Annotated in this window: 16 protein-coding genes; 1 reads left to right on the top strand and 15 read right to left on the bottom strand. The window is 61.2% G+C overall.

Annotated elements, in window-relative coordinates; translation table 11 throughout:
• The first annotated feature begins 40 nt into the window (after positions 1-40).
• The gene (locus tag LB557_RS26335; protein ID WP_080680386.1) at positions 41-724 is read left to right on the top strand and encodes a transposase; all 684 of its coding nucleotides are present in this window, start codon (positions 41-43) and stop codon (positions 722-724) included.
• Positions 725-1031: 307 nt separating this feature from the next.
• Here LB557_RS26335 and LB557_RS26330 read toward each other — a convergent pair whose 3' ends face one another.
• The 15 genes from LB557_RS26330 to nifA all read right to left on the bottom strand — a co-directional run bounded on the left by LB557_RS26330 (position 1032) and on the right by nifA (position 19279).
• Positions 1032-2525, bottom strand: a complete 1494-nt coding sequence (locus LB557_RS26330; protein WP_051371157.1) for an NAD-dependent succinate-semialdehyde dehydrogenase — start codon at positions 2523-2525, stop codon at positions 1032-1034.
• 550 nt (positions 2526-3075) lie between these two features.
• Positions 3076-4734, bottom strand: coding sequence for a chaperonin GroEL (gene groL / locus LB557_RS26320; protein ID WP_027033148.1), 1659 nt, complete (start codon positions 4732-4734; stop codon positions 3076-3078).
• A gap of 62 nt (positions 4735-4796) precedes the next feature.
• Entirely contained in the window at positions 4797-5093 is a 297-nt protein-coding gene (gene groES / locus LB557_RS26315; RefSeq protein ID WP_006203049.1) for a co-chaperone GroES, read from the bottom strand.
• A 1453-nt stretch (positions 5094-6546) separates the two neighbouring features.
• The gene (panD, locus tag LB557_RS26310; RefSeq protein ID WP_006333949.1) at positions 6547-6999 is read right to left on the bottom strand and encodes an aspartate 1-decarboxylase; all 453 of its coding nucleotides are present in this window, start codon (positions 6997-6999) and stop codon (positions 6547-6549) included.
• A 58-nt stretch (positions 7000-7057) separates the two neighbouring features.
• On the bottom strand, positions 7058-8041 hold the full coding sequence (locus LB557_RS26305; protein WP_027033150.1) for a beta-ketoacyl-ACP synthase III: 984 nt from the start codon (positions 8039-8041) through the stop codon (positions 7058-7060).
• Positions 8038-9303 (bottom strand): adenosylmethionine--8-amino-7-oxononanoate transaminase, encoded by a 1266-nt coding sequence (locus LB557_RS26300; RefSeq protein WP_027033151.1) that lies wholly within the window; start codon positions 9301-9303, stop codon positions 8038-8040. Before LB557_RS26300 ends, LB557_RS26305 begins: the two co-directional genes overlap by 4 nt.
• Positions 9303-9938, bottom strand: coding sequence for a dethiobiotin synthase (gene bioD / locus LB557_RS26295; protein ID WP_027033152.1), 636 nt, complete (start codon positions 9936-9938; stop codon positions 9303-9305). Before bioD ends, LB557_RS26300 begins: the two co-directional genes overlap by 1 nt.
• Complete coding sequence (locus LB557_RS26290; protein WP_027033153.1) at positions 9935-11074, bottom strand: 8-amino-7-oxononanoate synthase; 1140 nt, start codon at positions 11072-11074, stop codon at positions 9935-9937. The genes bioD and LB557_RS26290 overlap by 4 nt, the downstream gene beginning before the upstream one ends.
• Positions 11071-12066, bottom strand: a complete 996-nt coding sequence (gene bioB / locus LB557_RS26285) for a biotin synthase BioB (protein WP_027033154.1) — start codon at positions 12064-12066, stop codon at positions 11071-11073. Before bioB ends, LB557_RS26290 begins: the two co-directional genes overlap by 4 nt.
• A gap of 146 nt (positions 12067-12212) precedes the next feature.
• Positions 12213-12560, bottom strand: a complete 348-nt coding sequence (locus LB557_RS26280; RefSeq protein ID WP_027033155.1) for a hypothetical protein — start codon at positions 12558-12560, stop codon at positions 12213-12215.
• Positions 12561-12570: 10 nt separating this feature from the next.
• Entirely contained in the window at positions 12571-13452 is an 882-nt protein-coding gene (gene nadC / locus LB557_RS26275) for a carboxylating nicotinate-nucleotide diphosphorylase (protein ID WP_027033156.1), read from the bottom strand.
• 1 nt (position 13453) lies between these two features.
• A complete protein-coding gene (locus tag LB557_RS26270; RefSeq protein ID WP_027033157.1) occupies positions 13454-14995 on the bottom strand; it encodes an L-aspartate oxidase in 1542 nt (513 codons plus the stop codon).
• A complete protein-coding gene (gene nadA / locus LB557_RS26265; protein WP_027033158.1) occupies positions 14992-15966 on the bottom strand; it encodes a quinolinate synthase NadA in 975 nt (324 codons plus the stop codon). The genes LB557_RS26270 and nadA overlap by 4 nt, the downstream gene beginning before the upstream one ends.
• 64 nt (positions 15967-16030) lie before the next feature.
• Positions 16031-16990, bottom strand: coding sequence for an NUDIX hydrolase (locus tag LB557_RS26260; protein WP_027033159.1), 960 nt, complete (start codon positions 16988-16990; stop codon positions 16031-16033).
• Positions 16991-17563: 573 nt separating this feature from the next.
• Positions 17564-19279 carry a nif-specific transcriptional activator NifA gene (gene nifA, locus LB557_RS26255; RefSeq protein ID WP_161634539.1) on the bottom strand — a complete coding sequence of 572 codons (1716 nt, stop codon included), beginning with the start codon at positions 19277-19279 and terminating at the stop codon, positions 17564-17566.
• Positions 19280-19446 lie beyond the last annotated feature (167 nt).

Raw genomic sequence — 19446 nt, 5'->3', positions numbered from 1 at the left:
CGCGACCTCCTGTGCAATTCGTTCTAACAAGGAAGAAACTATGAGGCGGCAGACCCGACCGTTCACTGTGGAGGTCAAACAAAAGCGCAATTATCAAAAACGGGGCCATTCCATCTGGAGCGATGTCGATCTCTCCGCGGCTATAGCCGACACAACAAGGGAGCTCAAAGATATGGATCTGCCAAATCGTCGGCTGATTGACTCTAATGTCATAGCCCTTGATGCTGAACACGCGCACAAACCGCGAGCGGAGTATCTCATGGCAAATCCCCTAGACGCTGAATCAGTAGAAGCTGCAACCGAACACGCTCCCAAAGGAAGGACGCCTGAAACGAAGAAGAAAACCCCACCTTCGCGGAAGGCCAAGACTGAGCCTGGTCGCAAGAATGGCGCCAATACGGCGTCCCCGGCGGAAGCAACAGCAACAGGAGCGGCCGTGCGGAGCGCCCGGAAGGTCTACTCCGGAAAAGAGCGCGCCCAAATGCTCGCTCAGGTCGAGACGTCGATCAGCGGCGGCACCACTCTCAAGAGCGCCGTAAAGCAGGCGGGTATATCGGAACAGACCTATTATCACTGGAAGAAGGCCGCGGCGCCTAGATCCGATGGTGACGATCTGAAGGACCTGGTCGCGCTCGAGAAAGAAAACAAGCGATTGAAGAGCCTGCTCGCGGAACGCCTGCGCACAGAGAACGCGGAACTGAAGAGGAAGCTAGGGCTGCAATAAGGCTTCAGAAGATGCCGCCATTCGACCCATACGGTAGAACTGTGATCGAAGGCTCGCCGGCTGTCGGATGGACGGAGATTTTGTTCACCAGCACCCTGATCTGTCGCGGCCGAGACAGGAAAAACCACTCCCGGCGGATTGAAGCGGTACATGGCAAGCACGTGTCAATCAGGGATCGGTGAATGCGGCCGAAGGCAAGGATGACAGCATCAAGGTTTTACACTGGGCCTTGATCGAAGGCCACCATTCCATCGATGGCCGCGGCGGATTGTCAGGGCGAAGTCAATGGGACGCCGATGCTGTGGGATTATAGCCCACCCATGCACAGGTACTTCATTTCGAGATAATCCTCGAGGCCGTGGCGCGACCCCTCACGACCGATCCCTGATTGCTTCATTCCGCCAAAGGGTGCGGCCTCGGATGACATGCGTCCCGTATTGATGCCGACCATTCCGTATTCGAGGGTTTCAGCCACGCGCCACACGCGCTTTAGATTGGAAGCGTAGAAGTAGGCTGCAAGACCGTAAATCGTGTCATTCGCCTCGCGCACCACCTGGTCGGGATCGTTGAAGCGGATTATGGGAGCCAGCGGTCCGAAGGTTTCTTCCTGAGCGACCCGCATTGTCCTTTCGACGTCGGTGATCACCGTTGGCTCGAAGAAGGTTCCCGATTCGCCGATACGGTTGCCACCGCAACGGATCTTCCCACCCTGCCGCACAGCATCGCGAATATGATCTTCAATCTTTGCAAGCGCGCACTTATCGATCAGGGGACCGATCGCAACTTCTGGCTCGAAACCGTCACCGACGCGCAATGCACTGACGCGCTTGGTGAATTTGTCGCAGAATTCATTATACACGCTGGACTGTACGTAAAGCCGATTGGCTGAAACGCAGGTCTGGCCTGCATTCCGAAACTTTGCCTGTAGCGCACCATCGACGGCAGCGTCGACGTCTGCATCATCAAAAACAATGAAAGGAGCGTTACCACCAAGTTCGAAGCTAGTTCTTTTGATCTGATCCGAACACTCCCTCATGAGCAGCCGCCCGACCTCGGTCGACCCAGTGAAGCTGATCTTGCGGACCTTCGGGTTCGAGCAAAGTTCACGCCCAACCGCATCGCCTTCCGATGCGTAGATCAAGTTTAGAACGCCATCGGGAAAACCTGCCATCCGGGCAAGCGTGAACATAGCACCCGCGACAAGCGGTGTTTGCTCCGCGGGTTTCAGAACAATCGCGCAGCCGGCGGCAAGCGCAGGCGAAATCTTGCGAGCCACCATCGAGGCGGGAAAATTCCAAGGAGTAATGGCGCCGACAACACCGATCGGCTGTTTGATTACCAGCATACGCCTGTCGTTAGAAGGCGGTGAAATCGTCTCGCCATAGATGCGATTGGCCTCCTCGGCATACCATTGGAGGTAGGCTGCGGCATGGGCGATTTCAGACTTCGCCTCTGCAAGCGGCTTACCCATTTCAGCCGTCAAAATGGCTGCAAGATCCTCGCTGTGGTCGAGGATCAGTTGGTGCCATTCCCATAAGATGTCGGAGCGCTCGCGCGCGGTGAGCGCCGCCCAATGTTCCTGCGCAGCTTCAGCCTTATCGATTGCCTTGGAAACGTCCCGGACATCCATATCTGGAAGCTCAGCCAACAGCTCGCCCGTTGAGGGATTGAACACCGAAAAACGCCTCGTGGATTGCTCCGCCTTCCGACCAGGCACACCGGCCAGATCGTCAAATAGCTCGGGATTTTTGAGACGTCTCGTCAGCGACTGTGTCACGGTCAAACCGTCGTCCCCCTTCATGGTTAAGTTACTAGCTTCGCAACGTACTAATAAGCACACCTTGTGCCAGATGATCGGACGAGATCGTTCCGGCCCTCCGTCATTGCAAGCGCAGCTTCCCGACTGATTAGCCCATAGCAATGACAGCCTCAATCACGAGTCGCGCTAAGGCTTTCGCTCCATAGTAGGCAAGCGCGGATAGAGCTCGTGAAGAGCTGGCATAGGCGGAGTCGATCATCGAAATCGCCGACGTTGGCAACAGCACTGCGGTATCATTCTTTGAGCGGCTTCCACGGCCGCTCATATCAGGCATATCGAAAACCGACCGCCATGGTCGAACGTGCCATCGATGTAGTGGCTTGAGCGCTGCTAAGTCTTGATAGTCGCGCACAAAGCCATGTTTGTTCAGTTCGCCACCCGAAAGCTCCACTGCGACGATGTAGTGTGGCCGTGTAGGCGCGCGCACTACAATATCACGCGAGCCCAAACCTTTTCCGACCGGCTCCGTCCCAAAAAAAGGGGGCGGCGTCGCTGCCGCCCTCTCGGTATTTGAAAGCTGATAGAGGCTAGATTAGAAGTCCATGCCGCCCATGCCGCCCATGCCGCCGCCGCCCATGCCGCCAGGCATGCCGCCGCCGCCAGCAGACTCCTTCTTCGGAGCCTCCGCGATCATGGCTTCGGTGGTGACGAGCAGGCCGGCGACCGAGGCCGCGTCCTGGAGAGCCGTGCGCACGACCTTGACCGGATCGACGATGCCCATGGCGATCATGTCGCCATATTCGCCGGTCTGGGCGTTGTAGCCGAAGGTCGCGCCCTTGTTCTCAAGGATCTTGCCGGCAACGATCGAGGCTTCCGCACCGGCGTTGGCCGCGATCTGGCGGGCCGGAGCCTGCAGCGCGCGACGCACGATGTTGATGCCGGCGGCCTGGTCGGAGTTTGCGCCGACAGCGTTGATGCTCAGCGAAGCGCGCAGCAGGGCAACGCCGCCGCCGGGAACGATGCCTTCTTCCACGGCCGCGCGTGTCGCGTTGAGGGCGTCATCGACGCGGTCCTTCTTTTCCTTGACTTCGACTTCCGTCGCACCGCCGACGCGGATCACCGCAACGCCGCCCGCCAGCTTCGCGAGACGTTCCTGCAGCTTCTCCTTGTCGTAGTCCGACGTGGTCTCTTCGATCTGCTGCTTGATCTGGGCAACGCGGCCCTGGATCTCTTCCTTCTTGCCGGCGCCGTCGACGATGGTGGTGTTCTCCTTGGAGATCGACACCTTCTTGGCGCGGCCGAGCATGTTGAGGCCGACGTTCTCGAGCTTGATGCCGAGGTCTTCGGAGATGACCTGGCCACCGGTGAGGATGGCGATGTCTTCCAGCATGGCCTTGCGGCGATCACCGAAGCCCGGCGCCTTGACGGCGGCGATCTTCAGGCCGCCACGCAGCTTGTTGACGACCAGCGTGGCCAGAGCCTCGCCTTCGACGTCTTCCGAGATGATGAGCAGCGGCTTCGAGGTCTGCACGACGGCTTCGAGAACCGGCAGCATGGTCTGCAGGTTGGAGAGCTTCTTCTCGTGCAGCAGGATGTAGACGTCCTCGAGATCGGCAACCATCTTGTCGGCGTTGGTGACGAAGTAGGGCGAGAGATAGCCGCGGTCGAACTGCATGCCTTCGACGACTTCGAGTTCCGTCTCGGCAGTCTTGGCTTCCTCGACCGTGATGACGCCTTCATTGCCGACCTTCTGCATCGCTTCCGCGATCATCTTGCCGACCGACTCGTCGCCATTGCCGGCGATCGTGCCGACCTGGGCAACCTCTTCCGAGGTCTTGATCTTCTTGGCGTTCTTGATCAGCGTCGCGACGACGTCGGTCACGGCAAGATCGATGCCGCGCTTCAGGTCCATCGGGTTCATGCCGGCGGCAACCGCCTTGTGGCCTTCCTGGACGATCGACTGCGCCAGAACGGTCGCGGTCGTGGTGCCGTCGCCGGCGATGTCGTTGGTCTTTGAAGCGACTTCGCGGACCATCTGTGCGCCCATGTTTTCGAACTTGTCTTCAAGCTCGATTTCCTTGGCGACGGTGACGCCGTCCTTGGTGATGCGCGGGGCGCCGAACGACTTGTCGATGACGACGTTGCGGCCCTTGGGGCCGAGCGTGACCTTCACCGCGTCGGCGAGGATGTTGACACCGCGCAGCATGCGCTCGCGGGCATCACGGGAGAATTTTACGTCTTTGGCAGCCATTTTTAACTCCTGGCAAGGGCTTGGATTGAGCCCGGGAATTCAGTTGACGGAAAGGCCTGATATCAGCCGATGATGCCCATGATGTCGGATTCCTTCATGATCAGAAGGTCTTCGCCATTGAGCTTGACTTCGGTGCCCGACCACTTGCCGAACAGGATGCGGTCGCCGGCCTTGACGTCCAGCGGGACGAGCTTGCCGGCTTCGTCACGAGCGCCGGAGCCGACAGCAATGATCTCGCCTTCCTGCGGCTTTTCCTTTGCCGTATCCGGGATGATGATCCCGCCGGCGGTCTTGGATTCGGATTCGACCCGGCGAACGACCACGCGGTCATGAAGCGGGCGGAACTTCGACTTTGCCATTTTTTCTTCCTCGATGAGAACGGTGAGAAAAGCGTCCGGCGACGCCGGATAACTTACAAAGCTCGGCTATGCCGGCCTGCGGTTAGCACTCACCAAGGGCGAGCGCTAACAATGCGACGAGATAAGCCCCAGGCGGGGGCTAGTCAAGACAAGAGGGTGGGCGATCACGATTTTCCGGACGATGCAGCCCTGAAAGAGTCGAGCCAATCGATGGTGTTCGGAGGCTCGACCCACAGGATGAATCCACCCTGCGGATCGGTAACCATTGTGCCTTCCGCGATCTGCCAGCGCGCTTCGTCGCACCGTAGAGAGCGAGGTGAGGGGCTGAGCATTTGGTAGCGCCGAGACGTGCCGAGCTTTTGCGTGGAGTGGCCATGCGGGATGTCTCCTTTAGCATCATCTCCCGCACCAGAGGCTTGCCCGTTCATGGGACTGTATTTCTATCCACAGGGTGGATGCATCTCATCGAAACAAACGATTTTATCAATCTTCCGGAATCTCGCGTTTGACGTCAGCACCTCACACGCCCTGATCGCCCGCTCCCCTCACCAGAGCGGCAGATTTTTTGCAGAGGTACTCGGACTGAATACGCGTTCCCATTCACGTTAGTTGTGGATAACAAGGCTGAATTAACATGCAGAATCTGCGCATCTAAATCGATTTGAGCACTCACGGACGTTGCGGACCAGAATCGCCGTCACCCTGAAATCGACAAGGCATCGGCTATCCCAAAATCGGGGCTTGACGTTACGTAAGGTCCTATGTTTTCCGATGTGCGGGAACGACTTCCAGTCTCAGCCCAAGGGCAACGAAAATGAGGGCAGCAATGGTGGCTGGCGAACCTAATGACGTGCGGGTCAAGCGTTGTAGTGGGGGATGGGTTGTTCATATTGTCGAGGACGGCAAACTGACAGTTCTTCGGTTCAAGACACAGTTTCCCGCCGAAAATTACGCCGATGGCCAACGAGCCAGGCTCGGTCTTGCTGCCAAGCCACCGATCGACGAACCTGATATGTAACGCGATCAGGCGTCGGATGGCTGGCGAGCCTTGGCGCCGGCGAGAAACACTTTGCCGAAGGCCCACCTCAATGCTGCTTGCGGCCGTTCGGCTAGCCATATTCGCGATGATGGTTGGCACCGCTGCCGATGCGGAAGACGGTGGCCTGCTTGATCGACACGGCGGCAAAGATCATGAAAAGCCAGGTCGTCAAGGACCCAGCCGCGGCGCTTGAGAAAGCAGAGAGAATTTGCAAGCCGCCACCGCAAGTAACCTGAGACAAGGGTCAGACATGCAAACCGCTGTTCGCGGATCAGCAGCTGCGAGACATTGCGCCATCCCACGAAGGCCCACGGTGCCCAAGGCGCAGTGGGCATCGGCCTTTTTCAGCAACTTCGTCGAGTCTTAGACCAGACGCTCTTCAGTGCCGAGGCTCGCACATCTGCGGAGCGCGGCTCACGCCCCGGAAACCAAGGCTGGAATTGCCAAAGCTTCATTCGCCTCATCAAGGATCGAGAAACTGTAACGGCCGTCTGTGTCAAGATCGACGGAGTAGCTCAGGCGGTCGAGTATGTAGTTATCCTGGTCGAACGTGACGATGCGCGGCTTCAGCGAGGTGATATGCGCTTCGTCCAGGTAGATGGAGTTGCAGACGATAATTGGGTCGTCGGGCTGACAGGTGCGAGCCGCCGCTCCGTTGAGGATGCAGCACCGTGAACCGCGCTCGCCGAGGATGACATAGGTCGAAATCCGCGCACCGGAATTCTTGTTCCATATCTCCACGAATTCCATCGGCAGGATCCCGGCTGCCTCGCAGTGGTCGGGGTCGAGCGTTATCGAACCATGGTAGTTGAGGTTCGCTTCGGTGACGTGGATGCCGTGCAGCTTGCCGGCGACTAGTTTTCGCATTGGTCGTTGTCCCTGTATTCATCGTTCAAGGTCAGTCTTGGCAGTTCGGTTCGCGCGGCTAAATTCCAACGACGATCGCACCGCCGCTAAGACCCGCACCCGCGGCCGCCAGAAGAACCTTCTCCCCTGGCCGGAACGGCGCCGCCCGATGGGCGAGCGACAGCGAGAGCGGGATCGTCGCGGCGGAAGAGTTGCCATACTCGGCGATCGTCTTGACGATCGCTTCATCGGCGATGCCGAGGTTTCGCCCGACCGCATCGAAAATGCGGGCATTGGCCTGGTGCGGCACAAACCGATCGATGTCCTGTGGTCGCACTCCGGCAACGGCAAGCGCGCTTGTAGAGCAATCGGTCATCATCTCAACAGCTTTGGCGAACACTTCGCGTCCGTCGGTCATCGTCATCCGAGTTTGCCCGAGATCCAGATCGTCATGGAATGGGATGCTGCTTCCGCCGGCCGGGATCTGGATCAGCCCGTAGCGCGAGCCGTCCGAATCCACCGAAGCGCCGAGAATACCTAGATCAGGGTCCTCGCACGCACCAATCACCAGGGCGCCGGCGGCATCGGCGAAAAGGACCGAACTTGCGCGCTCGGCCGGATTGATGCGGCGGCTGAGGATGTTGGCGGCAATGACAAGGCTCGCCTTCCCATGCAGACGAGTGAAGCCGTCGGCAAACATCAGCGCATAGATGAAGCCGGCGCAAGCGCCGGTCAGATCGACGGCGCCGGCGCGGCCAAGGCCGAGTTTGTGCGCGACCAGGGGTGCGCTGGGCGGCAGAAGGTGGTCGGGTGTCGAGGTGGCAAGCAACAAAAGACCGATGTCGCTGCGGTCGATGCCGGCGTTCGCCAAAGCCATGTCGCCAGCCTGCGTGGCAAGACCAGACAGCGTGTCTTGGTCCGTTGCCCAGAAGCGCGAACGTATCCCGGTGCGCCGCTCGATCCAGCCGGGTTCTAGCCCGAGACGGTTTTCGATTTCCGGGTTCTCGACCTTGCGCGACGGCGCATGATGACCAAACCCGAGGACGCGCGACGATCGGCTCATGGCTTTGTGCCGAAGCGTTCGCCGGCCTCCTCGATGGCGTCATGGAGCCCGTCCAATTCCTCGCCGGTGATGCAATAGGGCGGCAGAAGATAGAGGACATTGCCGAGCGGGCGCACTAGCAGGCCGCGCTCGAGGAAGAAGGCGCGGAGCTTCGGTCCGATCTCGGCCAGATAGCCGGCTGAGCCGGTGCGCAGATCGAGTGCCGCGATCGTGCCGGTCGCCCGGCAGTCGGTGAAATATGGATTGTCCCGGAAGCGTTGCAGCCCGGCGGCCTGCTTCGCGCTCAAGGTCGCGATCCGTTCGGCCACCGGCTCGTCGCGCCAGATCTCGACATTGGCAAGTGCTGCCGCGCAGGCAATCGGATTGGCGGTGTAGGAACTCGAGTGGAAGAACGTCTTCGTGCGGTCCTCGGAATAATGGGCCTGGAAGATGGCATCGGTGGCAAGTGTGGCGGCCAGCGGGATGGCACCGCCGGTCAAGCCCTTCGAGGTGCACAGGATATCAAGAGATATGGACGCCTGCTCGCAGGCGAACATGGTCCCGGTGCGCCCCCAGCCGGTCATCACCTCGTCGGCGATCAGCAGAGTTCCGGAGGTTTCTGCGATCTTCTTCAATTCGGTGAGAACCGAGGCCGGATACATCAGCATGCCGCCGGCGCCAAGCACGAGCGGCTCGACGATCAGCGCGGCCGCGCGCCGGTCACGGCTGACGGCCTCGAAACGATCCAGCGTTTCCTGCTCGCGCCCGGAGGCCGGGAAGGGGATTGTGTCGACCTCGAACAGCAAGGGCTCGTAGGCGGCGTTGAACACGCCTCGGGCGCCGACGCTCATCGTGCCGATGGTGTCGCCATGATAGCTGTGCTCCATGACGACGATGCGCGAGCGCGGCGCGCCGATGTTGCGGAAATAGCCGAGCGCCATCTTCAGCGCGACTTCGACTGAGGTCGAGCCGCTGTCGGAATAAAACACCCAGTCGAGACCGGTGGGAGCGAGCCCGACAAGCGCCCTGGCCAAGCGTTCGGCTGGCTCGTGGGTGAAGCCCGCGAAGATGATCTGGTCGAGGCTCGACGCGGTCGTCTCGATGGCCCTGATGATGCGGGGATGGCGGTGGCCATGCGTGACGACCCACCAGGACGAAATGGCGTCCAGGATACGTGTGCCGTCAGCCTTGTAGAGATAGGCGCCTTCCGTCCTGACGATTTCAGGGATAGCCGGCTCGAGCGCGTGCTGGGTGAACGGATGCCAGACTTGAGACTGCGACATCACTCGCCTCCTGCGATCGCTGCGAGGTCGAAGCCGGCAACCATCGCTTCCCTCAGCGTCTCACTCGTCAGCGGATCGAGCAGCGGCAGCCTGCCAAGCTGGCGTATGCCGCTGAATTCCACGATTGTCCTTTGCGTATCGGCCACTTCATCGCCGATGAAGGCGATGCCGACGAGCGGGATCGAGCGAGCCCGCAGGGCCTCGATCGACAACAAGGTGTGATTGATGGTGCCGAGCTTGGTACGGGCGCACAGGATGACCGGCACCCGCCACTGAGCGAATATGTCGATGAACTTGGTCCGCCGGTTGAGCGGCACCATCAGTCCCCCGGCACCTTCGATGACGATCGGACCCGGCAAGTCCGGAAGCGAGAGCCTTGCCACGTCTATCGCGACGCCATCGAGTTCGGCCGAACGATGCGGCGACAGCGGCTCCTTCAGGCGATACACTTCCGGCAGCACGCGCCCCGGCGGAAGGCCGGCAAGCCGCGCAACAACCTCGCTGTCGGTCTCGCCGTCGAGGCCCGACTGCACCGGCTTCCAGTAGAAGCCGTTGAGGAAGCCGGCCAATCCCGCCGAAAACACCGTCTTGCCGATTCCGGTATCTGTTCCGGTGATGACGATGCGCTTGGTCATGTCGAGGCCAGCACCTCGACGAGCGCCTCGACCATGGCGGAAATGTCGGCTTCGTCGACGTTGAGCGTCAGCGAAATGCGCAGTCGCGATGTGCCCTCGGGTACGGTCGGCGGACGAATGCCGCGTATGTCGAAACCGCGCGTCTGCAGCGCCGCCGCCACCGCCATGGTGCGCCTGTTGTCGCCGATGACAAAGGGCTGGATCTGCGAGCCGCTGGGCTTCACGCCGCAGCGCTCGGCCAATTGGCGGCCCGCGAAGGCTACGCGCTCCTGAAGCTGGACACGGCGTTGGGGCTCGTCGGATAGCATGGCCAGCGCTTCGCGCACTGCCACCGCCATCAGAGGCGACGGCGCGGTGGCGTAGATGAATGGCCGGCAGCGGTTGACGAGATAGTCGCATAGCGTTCCCGGCCCGGTGACGAGTGCGCCGGACGCGCCGAGCGCCTTGCCGCATGTGTGAAGTGCGACAATGTTGTCGCGGCCCTCGAAAGCGGCGGCCAGCCCGCGGCCGTCCGGTCCCCAGATGCCGGTGGCATGCGCCTCGTCGACGACGAGGAATGCCTCGTGCCGATCGGCAAGCGCGATAAGGCGCGCCATCGGGGCGCGGTCGCCATCCATGCTGTAGAGGCTTTCGACCGCGATCCAGATGCGGGCCATGCCGCCTTCGGCGCGCCAGCGGGTGATCGCATCCTCGACAGCATCGATGTCGTTATGCGCGGCGAGCTTGAACTCGGCGCGGCCAGCGCGGGCCCCCTCATGCATGCTGGCATGAGCAAGCTCGTCGAGGATCAAGAGGTCGCCCTTTTGCGGCAGCGTCGTCAGCAGAGCGAAGTTGGCGATATAGCCGCTGCCGAAGAACAGCGCGCGTTCGGCGCCGAAGAACGCCGCGGCGTCTGCCTCCAGGGCCTCGTGCTCCGGTGAGTTGCCCCTTAACAACCGCGACCCGGTGGCGCCGACCGGCGTGCCTCGCGCAATTGCTGCCGCAACCGCATCGCCAAGTCGTTTGGAGGCAGCTAGACCGAGATAGTCGTTCGAGGAAAAGTCGAGCCCGGCACGTGGCGACAGCGTCCGCAGCCGGTCCTTGCGCGCCAGTCCGCGCAAGGACGCGTCATACCGGGCAAGAAGTGCCTCGTTCATTGCGTCTCGAGGTCCATCGGCTCGATGCCGAGACGCTGGAACAGCAGAGTATCCTTGTCTTCGCCGGGATTGTCCGCCGTCAGCAGTGTGTCGCCGACGAAGATCGAGTTGGCGCCGGCAAAAAAGCACAGCGCCTGCATCTCATCGGTCATGGCGGTGCGGCCGGCGGAGAGTCGGACATGCGATTTCGGCATCATGATGCGCGCCAGCGCGATGACGCGCACGAATTCGATCGGCTCGATGGGTTTAGCCTCGGCAAGCGGGGTGCCCTCGATCGGGATGAGCATGTTGATCGGCACGCTTTCCGGGTGCTCCGGCAGGTTGGCCAGCGTCACCAGCATGTCGATCCGGTCCACCGGCTCTTCGCCCATGCCGACAATGCCGCCGCAACAGACCTTAATGCCGCTGTCGCGGACATTGGCGAGCGTATCCAGCCGGTCGGCAAACGTGCGCGTCGAGATGATCTCTGAGTAATAGCGCTCGGAGGTGTCGATGTTGTGGTTGTAGTAGTCGAGACCGGCCTCTTTCAGACGAGCGGCCTGCTCAAGATCGAGCATGCCGAGCGTCATGCAGGTCTCCATACCGAGTGCCTTGACACCCTCGACCATCGCCACCACCGCGTCCATGTCGCGCGCCTTCGGGTTTCGCCAGGCAGCGCCCATGCAATAGCGGGTGGCGCCGGCGTCACGGGCCTTGGTCGCCTCGGCGATGACGTGCCGGACCTCCATCAGCTTTGACGCCTTCAACCCGCTTTCGTGATGTGCCGATTGGCTGCAATAGCCGCAATCCTCCGGGCATCCGCCTGTTTTGATGCTGAGAAGCCGGCTGAGCTGGACCTTGTTGGGATCGAAATTGTGCCGGTGAAGGGTCTGCGCCTGAAACAAAAGGTCGTTGAAAGGCAGGTCGTAGACCGCCTGGGCTTCCGCTCGCGTCCAGGGGGGAAGCGCCCAACCGATTGGATCCGAGGTCAGGTCTGGGCTGAGTTCGTTCATAACGGTCTTGTTCTCCTAATCTTCCGTCCTTGACCTGGAGCGTTGCAGTGGATGTTGAAGACAAGGCGCATGCCAGCGGGAAGTCTTCTATCGAAACGCGAGCGGTGGCGCGCTTGAAGCGGATTCTCCAACTGCTGCCCGCAGGCTCAACTCACGTCATCCGTGGGGATTTCGGTTTCCGTTGTTTTACTTTGAGCGCAGGAATGCTCCTTTCTGATCGCGTCGCAGGATTCGGTGAAGGCGACGTCCAGCAGATAACCCAGAAGTTCCAGGCCGTGAGAGGCCGCCAACTGGCGCATCTCGTCGAGTCGGCAGATGATGACGCCAAGGGCTGCGACGCGGCTTTCTGTGCCTTGCTGGTCCGTCGTTCCCGCCTCCGTTGTTGAAGCGTGGCGCTTGTCGCCGAGCAGGCTTGCGTCGGCTGTTGGTGGAACCGGGGACGTGCCGATGCAGGTTAGCCTGCGACCAAAGGAGTTCCTGCGATCCCGGCTCATGTCCTCTCCATCAGTTCAGATGCCTGTTGCAATTTCGGTCGGCCGGCATGTCGAGACCGATGTCTAGAATGGGCGCGCTGTGGGTAAGCCAGCCGACCGATATGAGGTCGACGCCGGTCGCCGCAATTGCCGCGGCACTCGCCCGCGTCACCCGGCCTGAAGCCTCGGTGATCGCACGGCCCCCGACCATAGCCACAGCCTGCGCAAGGTCCTCGACCGACATGTTGTCGAGGAGCACGGCGTCGACGCCCGCTGTAAGCGCGATCTCCAACTGGTCCAGCCTGTCCACCTCGACCTCGATCTTGACCATGTGACCTATGGCGCTGCGCGCGCGCTCGATTGCAGTGCGAATGTCGCCGGCAATGGCGATGTGGTTGTCCTTGATGAGCACGGCGTCGTCGAGCGCGAACCGGTGATTGGCACCGCCGCCCGCTCGTACCGCATATTTTTCCAGGACGCGCAGGCCCGGCGTCGTCTTTCGCGTGCACACGATTTTTGCGTGATGGCCCCTCACCGCGTTTACGAGCGTAGCCGTTGCCGTCGCGATGCCGCTGAGTTTGCATAAGAAATTGAGCGCCGTCCGCTCCGCCGTCAGCAGGCTGCGCGCCGGCCCGTTTACGATCGCGATGGTCTGGCCGGCCGAAACCTTGCCGCCCTCAGGACAACGCAGCTGGATGCTGATCCCGGGATCGACCAGCAGGAAGGCAAACATGACCAAGTCGAGCCCGGCAACAACGCCTCCCTGCCGGGCATTCAACGCCAGCGTCGCTTTGCAATCGGCGGGAATGATCGCATCGCTCGTGATGTCGCCGGCTCTGCCCAGGTCTTCAAGTAGGGCACAACGCACGATGGGCTCCATGATGATCTGGGGAAGTGGTGCAAGTGAAGTCATGTCAAAGGCTCCGTTCGGATGCTTGCCATCTGAGCGTGACGGCATTCTCAAAAGCTGTGCAGAGCGTCAGTCGTGAGGGGAGGGCGGCGGCATCGCGGCCAGGGAAATCGGATCGATAGTGGGAGCCGCGGCTCTCCTCGCGCCGAAGCGCGGCGATCGCCATCAACAATGCCACCAGGGCCGGATCGGCCGCGGCCGTCTCGCAAACAGATATCGGCAGCAGTGTCGCGACCGTGTCGCGCAGTGATTTCCCATTCCGAACAATGCCAAGCGCATTGGACACAATCGGGCGAATAGGTGAAGGGTCGGGCCGAATGGGAACAGTTGCGGGAAGCCTAGGCCACTGCCAACCCGCAGCGGTAGCCGCGACGCTTTCAGCCACCCAGGCGGCGGTTGCAACCGCTTCGGTCAGCGAGTTGCTGGCAAGCCGGTTGGCGCCATGCAGTCCCGTGCATGCGACTTCGCCACAGGCCCACAGGCCGCTAACGGAAGTTCGCCCATCGGCGTCAACGGCCACGCCGCCCATGTGATAGTGAGCAGCGGGCCGCACGGGAATGGGTTCCACCGCCGGATCGATGCCGGCATGCTTGCAAATAGCGTCGATTGCCGGAAAGCGTCTTGCGAATTTCTGCCCGAGACAATGTCGGGCATCGAGATAGACGCCATGCCCGGCTGCGAGCTGATCCGAGATCGCGCGCGCGACCACATCGCGCGATGCGAGTTCTGCCCCGGGCGTATCTGCCAGGAAGCGATGGCCGTGCTCATCGATCAGCACCGCGCCTTCGCCACGCACTGCTTCGCTGACAAGCGGCATTGGCCGGCGCGCAATGTCGAGGGCCGTTGGGTGGAATTGCACGAATTCGAGATCGGCTAGTTCCGCGCCCGCGCAGGCGGCCAGCGCCAGGCCATGCCCGAATGTGGAGAGCGGATTGGTTGTGTCGCAAAACAGGCCGCCCATCCCACCGGTGGCCAGCACCACGCGGCGTGTGGGCAATGCGAACACGCCGCCGTGCAGGGCAGCCACCACCCCTACAATGCTCCCTTCCGCGACAACCAAGCGAAGCGCTGTCATGCCTTCCATGATCGTGATCGAACGGGTTCGCCGCGCCACGCCGAGTAGCGCCCGAAACAACTCGCGGCCGGTTGCGTCGCCGGCGGCGTGCACGATGCGGCGACGCGAATGCGCCGCTTCCAGGCCCAGCTGCAGCCTCCCGTCCAGCGACCGGTCGAAAGGAGCACCAAGACGAATAAGGTTCTCGACGGCTTGAGGTGCGGCCTCTACCACCCGCCTGGCCATTTGTTCGTCGCAAAGCCCATCGCCGGCAGCAAGCGTATCGGCGAGGTGCAGGTCGGGGCTGTCGTCCTCCCCAAGACTCGCTGCGAGGCCGCCCTGCGCGAGGGTGCTCGAGGCCTCCGTCCCGAGTGGGCTTCTGGAGAGCAGAACGACTGGTTGCGGCGCCAGGTGAAGCGCCGTCATGAGCCCGGCGATACCGGCCCCGATGATGACCGGCGCTCCGCCAATGTGATGAATGTCCGCCGTCATACAAAGAGCATGCGTTCCACAGCCCAGCGGGCCCGTTCAGCGACATGAGGATCGATCGTGACGACGTGGCGGTTCTCCTCGATCGCGGTGCGGATGTTACGAAGTGTGATGCGCTTCATATGTGGGCACAGATTGCAGGGACGCACGAAATCCACGTCCGGATGCTCGACCGCGACATTGTCGCTCATTGAACATTCCGTCATCAGCGCCACACGCGCCGGCTTGTGCCAAGCGACATAGTCGGACATCGCCGCCGTCGAGCCGGCGAAATCGGCTTCCGCGACCACTTCAGGCGGACATTCGGGATGGGCAAGTACACTGATGCCGGGATGGGCCTCACGCAACTCGCGGATGTCGGCCGCCGAGAAACGCTCATGCACTTCGCAGCGCCCCTTCCAGGCAATGATCTCGACCTTGGTCTGCGCCGCGATGTTCTTCGCCAGATATTCATCGGGCAGCATGATCACACGCGGCGCGCCGAGCGACTTTACGACTGCAAGCGCGTTGCCTGAGGTACAGCAAATGTCTGACTCGGCTTTCACCGCGGCGGAGGTGTTGACGTAGGTGACGACCGGAACGGACGGATAGCGCTGCCGCATCATGCGCACGTCTTCGGCCGTGATCGAGTCCGCCAGCGAGCAGCCGGCGCCGAGATCCGGGATGAGCACGGTCTTGTCCGGATTGAGCAGCTTGACGGTCTCGGCCATAAAATGCACGCCCGCGAGCACGATGACGTCCGCATCGACCGTCATGGCCTTGCGGGCCAGCGCCAGGCTGTCGCCAACGATGTCAGCCACGCAGTGAAAAATCTCCGGCGTCTGGTAGTTATGCGCCAGGATGACGGCATTGCGCTGTCGCTTCAGTTTCAGGATTGCATCGATATCCTCGACGAAGACCGGCCACTCGATCGGTGGGATAACGCGCCGAACGCGGTCGTACAGTGAGGCGCTCGAAGGCAGGACGGCGCTCATCGAGCCTCCAGTTATAGTCTACCTGATTATAAGGCGTATATAATCGTTGTGACTATAAGCGGTGTCAAGCCCGTGCGATCGGCAATTTTGTGCCGGCCACAGGCCTCTCGTCGAGAATAGTATGGTGGAAGCGGTAGAGCTGCGCCGGCCGGCCGCCGGTCTCGGCGGTCGTCGCCCCTGTCTTCTCAACCAGTTCCTGCTGCTCTATGAGCCGGCGAAAGTTCGGCTTGTTGATGAGCCTGCCGGAGAGCGCCTCCACAGTTCGCTGTAGCTGCAAAAGCGTGAAGAGCGGCGGCATCAGTTCGAACACAACAGGCCGGTATTTGATTTTGGAGCGCAGTCGCGCAATAGCCGTTGCCAGAATGCGGCGGTGATCGGCGATCATCGATCTGCCCGGCACCGAAGCGAGGATGGCCAAAACTCCGCCGCGCTTTGCTTCCTCCACCAGGGCGGCTTCGTAGAGCAGCTCGTAGCGCTGCAGCGCGAGCTCTTCGTTCCATGCCCGGCCGTCCAAGGCAAAGGCAACCGCCGCTCGCCGTCGGCGATCGAAGCGCGTCGCGCCGTCGTCCGCGCCGTCCGCCCATTCGATAAGGCGCGGCCGCAATTCTTCCAGCACTATCGGGGGCCTGCCGGAGCGATGATCCTCCCACGGAAAATAGTCGTACCAGCTGGCCCAACTGCGCCTGCCCGAGGCGCCCGCATCTTCTTCGCGGGTGAGTGCGAGATAGCTGATCGAGATCACGCGCTGGTTGGCGCCGACCCGATCGCGATCGGCAAAGGTGTAGAGCTGCTCGATATAACCGAGAGGCTGACCGGTCTGCAGTTCTACCCATGCCCTGAGCCCCGACTGGAGCGAACGATGAGCGAGCTCAAACGGGCCCGAGGGAAGAGCGGCCCCCTGTTCGATGGTCAGAACACATGGTCCAGCGTCGTTCACGGCGACCACGACTGCGATCAGGTCGGCGTTGACATCGTTGGTCTTGCCTATGGTTCTGCCTTTCCTTGGTCCTTTGGCCTGATCCATGGTTCCTGACCCACTTGGGTAGGCCTCCGCGCGAACTGTCTAAACCGATTTAGTTCTGTTCTGTATCATACCAATCGTCGCGTCAACACCACGCGCTGTGGCGACTTTACCTCTTCGCGCCTGCACAAAAATATGCCAAACGCGACACTCGCCGTGGGTGACGCTGGGTGAGGAGAGACGTCGATTGAGCGTCGCTGGTTCGTGAAAGGCGATCACGCCGCCGGATATCCGTGCGCGAAAGGCAGTACGGCGCTTATCTGCCTGACGACCTACACCACTCCGGTTAGGCTGGTTGACGGCGTACTGTTCTCCGTTTCAATCGCGAGACATCCGGCACGGGGCCGGCGGAGCGACATGGCCATCGGACCGACCATGACGGCGCTGCGTTCTCGCCAACTTGATTGGGATACCAAGCGCCGTGCGGTCGAGCGGGCCGTGGATTGCGGCCGGCGCCAACAGGACGGCTGCAACGTCTCACCGACGGAGGTCCGAGCCGTACCAATCAACGCTCATTGTCCCAGCTATTCTCCTCGCGCGCTATCTCGCGGCCCTGCTTGAGGTCCGCGAGCCGGTTCAGAGATTCTTGATCTCGATACCGTATTTCCTCAGCGCGTAGCCAATCTGGCGCGGCGTCAGTCCAAGCAGGCGCGCTGCCTTTGCCTGTACCCAGCCGGATCTTTCCATGGCCGCGATGAGACGCTCGCGATCGGTCATCGTCGCGTCGCTTACGAGGCCTAGCCGAACAGGCGCTGGCAGTGCCTGCTCGCTGTCAACGGGCGGGCCGCCAAAGGCGGCCGAAGCAAAAGCACCAGACGATTGCATGGCCGGGTTCAGTGACGATGGTGCGATCGGCTCCGATTTCGGCGCAGTCTCCTTCGATGCGTGCTTCCATAGCATCGCGGAAAGGCATCGGCCGTGGCAGCAGTCAAAGTCGTTTCTGCCGATTGACGCTGCCGCTGCCAGGGTCGCTGTGCGCTGCACGCAATTTTCAAGCTCGCGGACATTTCCGGGAAAAGCACAGTTCATCAGCACTTCAGTCGCACTCGCATCGAAGACCATCGTACGGCCGTTCTCGCTGTTGAAATTCTTGAGAAACTCAGCGGCAAGGAGCGGAATATCACCGCGCCTTTCGCGCAATGGCGGCACCAGCAAGGGAACAACGCTGATGCGATAATAAAGGTCGGCGCGAAACTCATTCCTTGCAACCGCGTCTTCCAGGTTCCTGTTCGTGGCGGCAATCACGCGAACGTCGACCTTAATCGTCTGGTTGCTGCCGACGCGCTCGAACTCCTGCTCCTGCAGCACGCGCAGCAGCTTTGCCTGGAACGAGGCCGAAATCTCACCGATCTCGTCCAGAAACAACGTTCCCTTGTCGGCGAGCTCAAAGCGCCCCTTGCGCGAGTTGAATGCACTGGTAAAGGCACCCTTTTCGTGACCGAACAGTTCGGATTCCAGGACTGTCTCAGGGAGCGCTGCGCAATTGAGCTTGATTAACGGCCGCTTGGCGCGTCCCGACATCTCGTGAACGGCCTTGGCGACCAGCTCCTTGCCGGTCCCCGATTCCCCGCGCAGCAAAACGGTGCTGTTGGACCTGGCTACTAACGCGACCTTCTCAAGCAGCCCGCGCAGCGCCGGGCTGTCGCCAATGATCCCCTTGACATGAGCCCTTTTGCCCTCATGCCCAGGCTGCTTTAGTTCGCCGAATTGCTTTTGCATCCGGATTTTTTCGGCCATCAGTCGCTCGCGGTCGGACGCGAACAGGCGATGCAGCTTCACTGTCTGTCCAACCAGATTAGCGATTGTGGTAAGGAGGCGCAGGTCGTAATCGAGGAGGGAGCCTGATTTGTTGTCCAGGATGCGGTCGATGGTCAGCGTGCCCACGACGTTCGCATCGACGCGAATGGGTACGCCGATGAACGACACTTTCATGTTGTCGGACGCCCCGAGCACGTCCTTGTCGGCGGCGTTGAAAGCCGGATCCAACGCTATGTTCTCGGCGACGAGCGCCATGCCCGTCGTTATGATCTGGTCGATCGCCGCCCGTGGCAGATGCTTGCGGTAGCGCTCATCGCTGCCTTCGCTCCAGCCGGCGCCGACGGTCATGTCCGGTATGCCGGCACCGTCGCAGAGCGAGATGATGCCGTGCCGCACCTGCACCAACGATGGCAGGAGGTCGACGACGTTGGCCAACGCGGCTTCCAGCCCAGAGGGAGCGGTGAGCGCTGTCGACGTTTCAAAGATGTCCGGCGCCCTCTGGTGCAACGGCACAATAGGGACCACGTTATTCATCTCGGACTTTGAATTAGGGCTTTTCATTTTTGGAAGCGATATGCAGCGTGACGAGATCTGCCTGGCACTTTGCTCGCAGTTGCGAGTATCGTGCATGTGATCATCCATCTCGCGCCATGAAATCGATGCCCGAGGCAAGTGCGCCTATTGTCCAGCGCGTGGATGTC

The sequence above is a fragment of the Mesorhizobium sp. BR115XR7A genome (assembly GCF_020165315.1).
Lineage (GTDB): Bacteria > Pseudomonadota > Alphaproteobacteria > Rhizobiales > Rhizobiaceae > Mesorhizobium > Mesorhizobium australicum.
The sequence above is the reverse complement of the archived record's forward strand: the minus strand, read 5'-3'. Positions and strand labels throughout refer to the sequence as shown.